Source organism: Pseudarthrobacter cremeus (assembly GCF_051857465.1).
GTDB lineage: Bacteria > Actinomycetota > Actinomycetes > Actinomycetales > Micrococcaceae > Arthrobacter.
Genome location: NZ_JBPZHC010000007.1, coordinates 261,967 through 269,362 on the forward strand (window position 1 = coordinate 261,967; position 7,396 = coordinate 269,362).

6 protein-coding genes are annotated in these 7,396 nt (G+C 66.6%); all 6 read right to left on the reverse strand.

Annotated features, from left to right (window positions below; translation table 11 throughout):
* Positions 1 to 85: 85 nt before the first annotated feature.
* From recN to ACS5PJ_RS14935, 6 genes are read right to left on the reverse strand one after another with little or no spacing between them, the layout of a single operon-like run.
* Positions 86 to 1,825, reverse strand: coding sequence for a DNA repair protein RecN (recN, locus tag ACS5PJ_RS14910; RefSeq protein ID WP_439435638.1), 1,740 nt, complete (start codon positions 1,823 to 1,825; stop codon positions 86 to 88).
* Positions 1,826 to 1,828: 3 nt separating this feature from the next.
* Positions 1,829 to 2,854 (reverse strand): NAD kinase, encoded by a 1,026-nt coding sequence (locus tag ACS5PJ_RS14915; RefSeq protein ID WP_439435639.1) that lies wholly within the window; start codon positions 2,852 to 2,854, stop codon positions 1,829 to 1,831.
* Positions 2,855 to 2,867: 13 nt separating this feature from the next.
* Positions 2,868 to 3,680, reverse strand: coding sequence for a TlyA family RNA methyltransferase (locus ACS5PJ_RS14920; protein WP_439435640.1), 813 nt, complete (start codon positions 3,678 to 3,680; stop codon positions 2,868 to 2,870).
* 2 nt (positions 3,681 to 3,682) lie between these two features.
* Positions 3,683 to 3,913, reverse strand: a complete 231-nt coding sequence (locus ACS5PJ_RS14925; RefSeq protein WP_439435641.1) for a hypothetical protein — start codon at positions 3,911 to 3,913, stop codon at positions 3,683 to 3,685.
* 9 nt (positions 3,914 to 3,922) lie between these two features.
* Positions 3,923 to 4,912: an HAD-IIA family hydrolase gene (locus tag ACS5PJ_RS14930; protein ID WP_439435642.1), complete on the reverse strand. Its 990-nt coding sequence runs from the start codon at positions 4,910 to 4,912 to the stop codon at positions 3,923 to 3,925.
* A gap of 6 nt (positions 4,913 to 4,918) precedes the next feature.
* Positions 4,919 to 6,856: a tetratricopeptide repeat protein gene (locus ACS5PJ_RS14935; RefSeq protein WP_439435643.1), complete on the reverse strand. Its 1,938-nt coding sequence runs from the start codon at positions 6,854 to 6,856 to the stop codon at positions 4,919 to 4,921.
* Positions 6,857 to 7,396: the final 540 nt, after the last annotated feature.

The following is a 7,396-nucleotide window of genomic DNA, read 5'->3' on the forward strand; positions in this document are numbered from 1 at the left end:
ATTGAGCCTTTCCCGGATCAGGAACTGTTTCCCAAATGCTCCAGTGTGCAGGGCACCACCCCCTGCGATCAAGGGGCAGCCGCCCTTAAGCCCGCAGCGTCAGCGGCTTTGCGTCGTCCAGAAGCTCCTGGGCGTGGGCCTGGGCGGATTCGGAGTCCTCCTGGCCGGCGAGCATCCGGGCGAGTTCCTTCACACGTTCCTGGCCGTCGAGGAGGCGAACATCACTGGAGGTGAAGCCGGTGGCGGTGCCGCCGTCGGCTCCCCTGACCGAATTTTTGGTGACGGTGATGTGCTGGTCCGCGAACGCGGCGACCTGGGGCAGGTGCGTGACCACGAGGACCTGGACGTGCTGTGCCAGCATGGCCAGCCGCCGGCCGATTTCGACAGCGGCGCGCCCTCCGACGCCGGCATCGACTTCGTCGAAGACGAAGGTGGGTACGGGATCCACGGCGGCAAGCACCACTTCGATGGCGAGCATGACGCGGGAAAGTTCGCCGCCCGAAGCGCCCTTGCCCAGCGGACGTGCGGGCGCGCCGGAGTGCGGCTGGAGCAGGAACGAGATCTCGTCCGCCCCGTAGGGCATCAGGTTCGCTGCCGCCTCCCGGGTGATCACCAGCGTGGCATCGGCCATGGCCAGCGCCTTGAGCTCGGCACTGACGCGGGCGGAGAGATCCTTGGCGGCTTTGGCACGGATCTTGCTGACGGCCGCCGCCTGCTTCTGGAGCTCGGCCTCTGTGCGGGCCACGTCCGCCTCCAGCGCCTCGATCCGGCTGGAATCGTCCTGTAGTTCATCGAAACGGACCCGGGCATTCTCTGCCCAGACCAGGACCTCGTCGATGCTGGGGGCGTACTTGCGGACAAGCTTGGCCAGGTCGGCCCGCCGGCCCTCAATTTCGGCCAGCCGCTCGGGCCCCTCCGAGTCCAGGCCGGCCTGATAGCTGGCCAGCTCAGTGGCGATGTCGTTGAGCAGGAAGCCCACTTCGGCCAGCCGCGCTGCGGCCTGCCCCAGCTCCGCATCGTGTTCCGCAACATGTTCAAGGGTCCGTTTGGCGGCATCCACCAAGGTGGTGGCGTCGCCGGCGTCGCCGTAGTCCTCGGCGATGAGCGCCTGATGCGCGGTGTTTGCGGCGATCCTCAGCTCTTCGACGTTGGCCAGCTTAACAGCCTCGGCTTTGAGGGACTCATCCTCCCCCGGCTGCGGATCCACGTCGTCGATTTCGGCCAGGGCGGCTTCCAGCGACTCGGCCTCGCGGAGCCTGTCGCGCGCGGCGCTGCGAAGTGATGCCAGTTCCGCCTGGCTGGTCTTCCAGTGGCTGTACAGGCCCTGGTAGGTTCCCAGCGGACCCGCCAGCGCCTCGCCGGCAAACTTGTCCAGGGCGCCGCGCTGTGCCGCGGCTCCCTTCAGCCGGATCTGGTCCGACTGCCCGTGGACCACCACCAGGGTCTCACCGATTTCCGCGAGGACGCCCACCGGGGCGGCACGCCCGCCCAGGAATGCACGGCTGCGCCCGTCCGCCCCCAGGCGGCGGGCAAGGATGAGTTCAGCGCCGCCGTCGAACTCTTCAACGTCCGCCCCGGCCTCCAGGGCCCGGGCAACCGCCGGATGCCCGGCGTCGAGCTTGAGTACTGCCTCCGCAGTGGCGCTCTTCGCACCGCTTCGGACGGCCCCGGCGTCGGACCTGGCCCCGAGCAGGAGGCCGACGGCGGTGACAACCATCGTTTTGCCGGCACCGGTTTCACCGGTGACGACGCTCAGGCCAGGGCCCAGTGGAAGGGTGGCGTCGGTGATGACGCCCAGATCGCGGATTCTCAGTTCTTCAAGCATGGTTCACTTTGCAGTCGCGGGATCGGTTTCGTCGTCTGGCTGGTCTCCGGAGGGCACCTGGAGCGGCGGCATGGGCCGGGGCGTCCGGACGATCGGAATGGGTCCGGTGTGGATGGACTCTGACTGCGGGACCGGCCCGCGCCAGCCGTGGATGGGAAGTTCGAACTTGCGGACAAGCCGGGCCGAGAACGGCGTCTGGTGCGTGCGGGCAAGCCGGACCGGCGTGGCAGACTTCGTGACTTCCACGCGGGCTCCGGGCGGCAGGTCCACCGAGCGCCTGCCGTCGCACCAGAGGACTCCCTGGGCATCCGTCCGGTTCAGCACCTCCACCGCCAGACGCGACCGGGGAGACACCACCAGCGGCTTGGCGAACAGGGCATGGGCGCTGATGGGAACAATCAGCAGGGCTTCCACCTCAGGCCAGACCACCGGGCCGCCGGCTGAGAACGCGTAGGCGGTGGAGCCCGTCGGAGTAGCCAGCACCACGCCGTCGCAGCCGAAGGAGGTCAGGGGCCGTTCGTCAACTTCGGTGACCACTTCAAGCATCCGTTCGCGGTTGCCCTTTTCGATGGCGGCCTCGTTCAGGGCCCAGGTGTGCCAGATTTTCTGGCCGCGGACCCACACCTGGACGTCGATGGTCATGCGCTCCTCCACCGTATAGTCGCGGCGGGCAATCCATTCCACCGTCTGGGCGAGGTCGGCGCGCTCACTTTCGGCCAGGAAACCCACGTGGCCGAGGTTGACGCCGAGCAGGGGCACATCCACTTCCCGGACGAGCTCCGCGGCGCGCAGGATGGTGCCGTCGCCGCCGAGGACCATCACCAGCTCCACATCCGGCAGCATGACGTGGTCGTGGAGGACCTCCACAGGCTGCGTCAGGTGCCCGAAGAACCTCTCCATGTCTGCGAGCTCGGATTCCTGCATGACGGGAACGATGCCGGAGTCATGCAACTGGGCACAGGCTTCCCAGGCAGCCTTCAGTGTTTCCTCGCGGCCAGTGTGGGCAAGGACAAGTACTCGCCTGCTCATCGGGTTCCGCTTTCTAGTGGTTCGGCCAGATTGTTCCAAGCAGCCTCTCAATGGCTGCGTGGCGCTCTTCGATCTTAGGCAGGTCTTGGGTCATCCTGCGTGTTATCCACAGGAAGTATTCGACGTTTCCGTCCTGGCCCGGCAGCGGGCTGGCCGCCAGGCCGCGTAAGTCCAGCCCGGCGTCGAGCGCTGCGTTGGCGACCTTTTCCACCGCCATCCGGCGTTCACGCTCGGAATTTACCACGCCCGTACGCCCCAGGCGGTCCTTGCCGATCTCGAACTGGGGCTTCACCATCAGCACCAGGTCACCGCCGGGCCTGGTACATAAGGCCAGTGGCAGGACAACCAGGGTCAGCGAGATGAAGGAGAGGTCGGCGACGGTCAGTTCGACCAGTCCGCCGATGTCCTCCGGTGTCATGTACCGGACGTTCAGGCCTTCATGCACGGCGACGCGGTCATCGTTGCGCAACTGCGGTACCAACTGGTCATGCCCGACGTCGACCGCCACCACGTGCGCCGCACCCCGCCGCAGCAGTACCTCGGTGAAGCCTCCGGTGGAGGCGCCGGCGTCCAGGCACCTTTTGCCCGCAACAGCGACGTCCGGAAAAGCATCCAGCGCACCGGCCAGTTTGTGGCCGGCCCGGCTGACGTAGCTGTCTTCCTCCGTGTGCTGGACGGCGAGGTCCTTGGCCTCGTCCACCTGGAGGGATGCCTTGGAAAGAACCTGCCCGGCGGAACTTACTTTGCCCTCGGCGATAAGGGCGGCGGCGTGGGTCCGGGACCTTGCCAGGCCGCGGGCAACCAGGGCCTGGTCGAGTCGTGCCACGCTCAAGCCCTGCCCTCGCCCATCGGGGCGTCCTCGTTCAACGCGTGGAGCAGGGCATCGTGCAGCTCACTGTAGACGGTTTCGTGCTCAGCCACAGGCAAGGCCCGGACCCCGTCCAGGGCGGACACGATGGCCGCGATGGAAGGATCGTCGATGCCATCCGGGGCTGCTTCGGGCCAAACCGGCGCTGGCTGGGCCGCTTCGGGTTCGTGCTCGGAGTTCAGCTCAGTCATTGGACCAGTCTAATGAGTGCGCCATTCGAGTTGGGGCGCACTGGCTTCGGCGGTTTCCGGGACCGCAGCCCACCAGGCCGCGCAGGCGGCCCGCCAGGAGTCCAGGTCGTCCTCCGCCCCATGGATGCGGACGGTCCGGCCGAGGACCTGTGCCGAGGCGCCGCCGCAGCGGTAGACATCGTCACTCCGGTCAACATCAGGGTACGGATGGTGGAGGTCGCTGAGGGAAGCAATGAGGTAGTCCGGCCGTTCGTCCGTCCGTGCCGCGAGGATTGTTTCCCGCGTGTCGACGCCGGTCAGGACGGCCACTGTGGAGAACCCCGCGTTGTTGCCGCCCAGGATGTCGGTGTCCAGCCGGTCGCCCACGACAAGGGGGCGGTCTGCGGCGAGCCGTTTCGCGGCAGCGTGGAAAAGCGGAGCCTCCGGTTTTCCGGCCACCCGTGGTTTCTGGCCTGTGGCGGCAGCGACTGCCGCAACCAGCGTCCCGTTGCCCGGGGCAATCCCCCGGGCCTGCGGAATGGACATGTCCGTATTGGTGGCCACCCACAGCGCGCCGGCGGACACCACATACGTAGCCTCCGCCAGGTCTTTCCAGCCGATCTCAGGACTGAAGCCCTGAACCACAGCTACCGGGTTTTCAGCCTGGCTCCGGACTGCGGTCAGACCGACCAGTTCGATTTCCTCGGCCAGAGCCGGGCTGCCTGTGATCAGGACGTTTGCTCCGGGAGGCAGCAACGAAGCAAGCAGTTCCGCCGCGGCCTGCGAGGAGCTGACTACCTGGCTGTCCTCAGCGGGCGCGCCGAGTTCGCGCAGGTGTGCGGCTACCTGAGCGGGCGAGCGGGAGGCGTTATTGGTAACGTAACCAAGTCCGATGCCCAAACCAGCCAGTTGCTGGAGCGAGTCCACGGCACCCGGGATGGCGTGCGGGCCGGCGTAGACCACGCCGTCAAGGTCCGCCAGGAGGGCATCGAACAGGGAAATGAGCGGCACTGCAGTCATAACGGGTCAGCTGTCCCGTTCTTCGGTGCGCTCTGCGTTGATGCCGTCGCCGCGGTCCTGGTCGGCGTGCGCCCCTTCGTCGTGCTGAGGTTCACCGTGTACTTCGTCGTGTTCCGATGTGCCCGATGTGCCCGGTTCCAGTTCGTCGTTCTCCACTGAATCCTCATCTGACTCGGCATCATCGGATTCGAAGTAGCTGGACTCAACGTCATCGAGTTCCGCATCCACGCCTGTTGCAGGTTCTTTGACCAATTCAGCGGCGACGGCTGCACCCGCGGCTGCGGGCGCAGAGCCAGCTGCCGCGGATTCATTGCCACTGGCGGCACGTTCGAGCAGGCGACGGCGCTGTGCTTCCTCGCGGGCCTCCTCTTCCTCGTCCCAGCCCAGGTCCACAATGTCCGGTTCTTCGTCCACGCCAAGGCCCAGCGCGTTTTCAGCAACGACGGCCTGCTTCTGCCATTTCTTCGCTTCTTCTTCGCGGCCCACGGCGGACAACGCGTTGGCGTAGGCGCGGAACAGGCGAGGGCTGTAGGAGAACGCCCGGTTGATGTCCAACTGGGGAATCTCAAGTTCCGCAACGGCAGCGTCGAGCTGGCCGAGGTCGGTCCTGGCCCCGGCTGCCACGATGGCGAGCTCAGCCTTGCCCGGAGCGTCCAGGTCCTTGGCTTCCTCGGAACGCACTACGTCGAGTGCCCTGTCGGGCCGGCCGAGTCCGCGTTCGCAGTCCGCCATGACAGGCAGGTGGACGTTGGATCCGCTGATCCGTCGGTAGGTCCGGAATTCGCGGAGTGCTTCGCCGTAGTGCCCTGCCGCATATGCCGTGAGGCCCACGGCTTCACGGACAGCGGCCAGCCTGCCACCACGCCGGCTGGCGGCCAGGGCGTGCTGGAAAGCGAGCTCGGGCTCGTCGTCGATCAGGCGTCCGGCCATCACCAGGTGGCGGGCAACCCACTCGGCGCTGTTGTCTTCCAGCGTTTTGATCTGGTGCTGGGTGGCGCGGTCGAGCTCCTTGCCCGTGACATCGTCATCGATCTGGGGGGAACGTTCGCGGTCAGGACGGTTGGCGCTGCGGAGGTCGCGGGCGTTGGGAACGCGGGCCGGGCGGTCTTCTGCTCGGTCCCTTCCGAATTGACGGGGGCCCGAGTCGCCGCGATCAAAGCTTCGAGGGGCACGGTCCTGGCGGTCACCAAAAGGCTTGCGGTTCTCCCCTCCGGAGAAGCTGCGACGTTCGCCCTCGCCTTCGCGGCGGGGACGGTCACCAAAGGACTTGTTGTCCCGGTCGCCGTAAGGCTTCCGCTCGCCGCCACCACTGAACGGCTTACGGTCGCGGTCACCAAAGGGCTTACGCTCTCCCCCACCGAAGCTGCGACGCTCGCCGTCGCCCTCGCGGCGCGGACGGTCACCAAAGGACTTGTTGTCCCGGTCACCATAGGGCTTCCGCTCGCCACCGCTGAAGGGTTTGCGGTCGCGGTCACCAAAGGGCTTGCGCTCTCCAGCGCCGAAGCTGCGACGTTCGCCGTCGCCTTCGCGGCGGGGACGGTCACCGAAGGACTTGTTGTCCCGGTCGCCGTAGGGCTTCCGTTCGCCGTCGCCTTCGCGGCGGGGACGGTCACCGAATGACTTGTTGTCCCGGTCGCCGTAAGGCTTCCGCTCGCCACCGCCACTGAAAGGCTTGCGTTCTCCCCCGCCGAAGCTGCGACGCTCGCCGTCGCCCTCGCGGCGCGGACGGTCACCAAAGGACTTGTTGTCCCGGTCACCGTAAGGCTTCCGTTCGCCGCCACCGCTGAAGGGCTTGCGGTCTCCGCCGCCGGGCGCCCGCTTCTGGCCCTCAGAATCCTTCCCTTCGCGGGAGCGGAATCCGCGAGGATCCCCGCCGGAATTGTTGGCTCCTCGGATAGGACCGCGGTCGTTACCGCCTCGGTTGCCGCCGTTGTGCTCAGCCATGGGGATTCCTCCTGTTATGAGCTGACCACTGGCGCAATCGCAGCCGCTCGTTCCGTGTTTCGTGATCCTACGCAACCCGAAATCAAGCGCTTCGAAGTCCGTACATCTCCAGTCAATTCTAGGCGAGAGCCCAACGTCCCATAACACGGATCCGCACGTGGCCCGTCGTCGTGGGAATCTTCACACTCCCACCCGCATGCTCTCTCACTTCCTGCACCGTTTGAAGCGACGCTCTGGCAGTTGATGCGGTGTCCGGGCGGATCCTGTGGCAGTTGCTGTGGTGTCCGGGGGGATGTCGGCGGGCGGGGTGGGTGGGTGTGCTGCGGTGGGTGCTGCGGGAGGGTCCGTGTTTTTGGTGCGGCTGCTGCCAGAGGGTCCGTGTTTTTGGTGGGGGTGGTGCGGGAGGGTTCGTGAGGTGGGTGTTAAATGGGTCAGGCCCCGGACACTTTCGTGTTCGGGGCCTGGCCTTGAATGATGTTCCGGCGGTGACCTACTCTCCCACACCCTCCCGGGTGCAGTACCATCGGCGCTGTGGGTCTT

Bases quoted from the DNA above. Each gene is read 5' to 3' on its own strand.
- ACS5PJ_RS14925 (WP_439435641.1), bottom strand. From the start codon at position 3,913: ATGACTGAGCTGAACTCCGAGCACGAACCCGAAGCGGCCCAGCCAGCG.
- ACS5PJ_RS14935 (WP_439435643.1), bottom strand. From the start codon at position 6,856: ATGGCTGAGCACAACGGCGGCAACCGAGGCGGTAACGACCGCGGTCCT.
- recN (WP_439435638.1), bottom strand. From the start codon at position 1,825: ATGCTTGAAGAACTGAGAATCCGCGATCTGGGCGTCATCACCGACGCC.
- ACS5PJ_RS14930 (WP_439435642.1), bottom strand. From the start codon at position 4,912: ATGACTGCAGTGCCGCTCATTTCCCTGTTCGATGCCCTCCTGGCGGAC.
- ACS5PJ_RS14915 (WP_439435639.1), bottom strand. From the start codon at position 2,854: ATGAGCAGGCGAGTACTTGTCCTTGCCCACACTGGCCGCGAGGAAACA.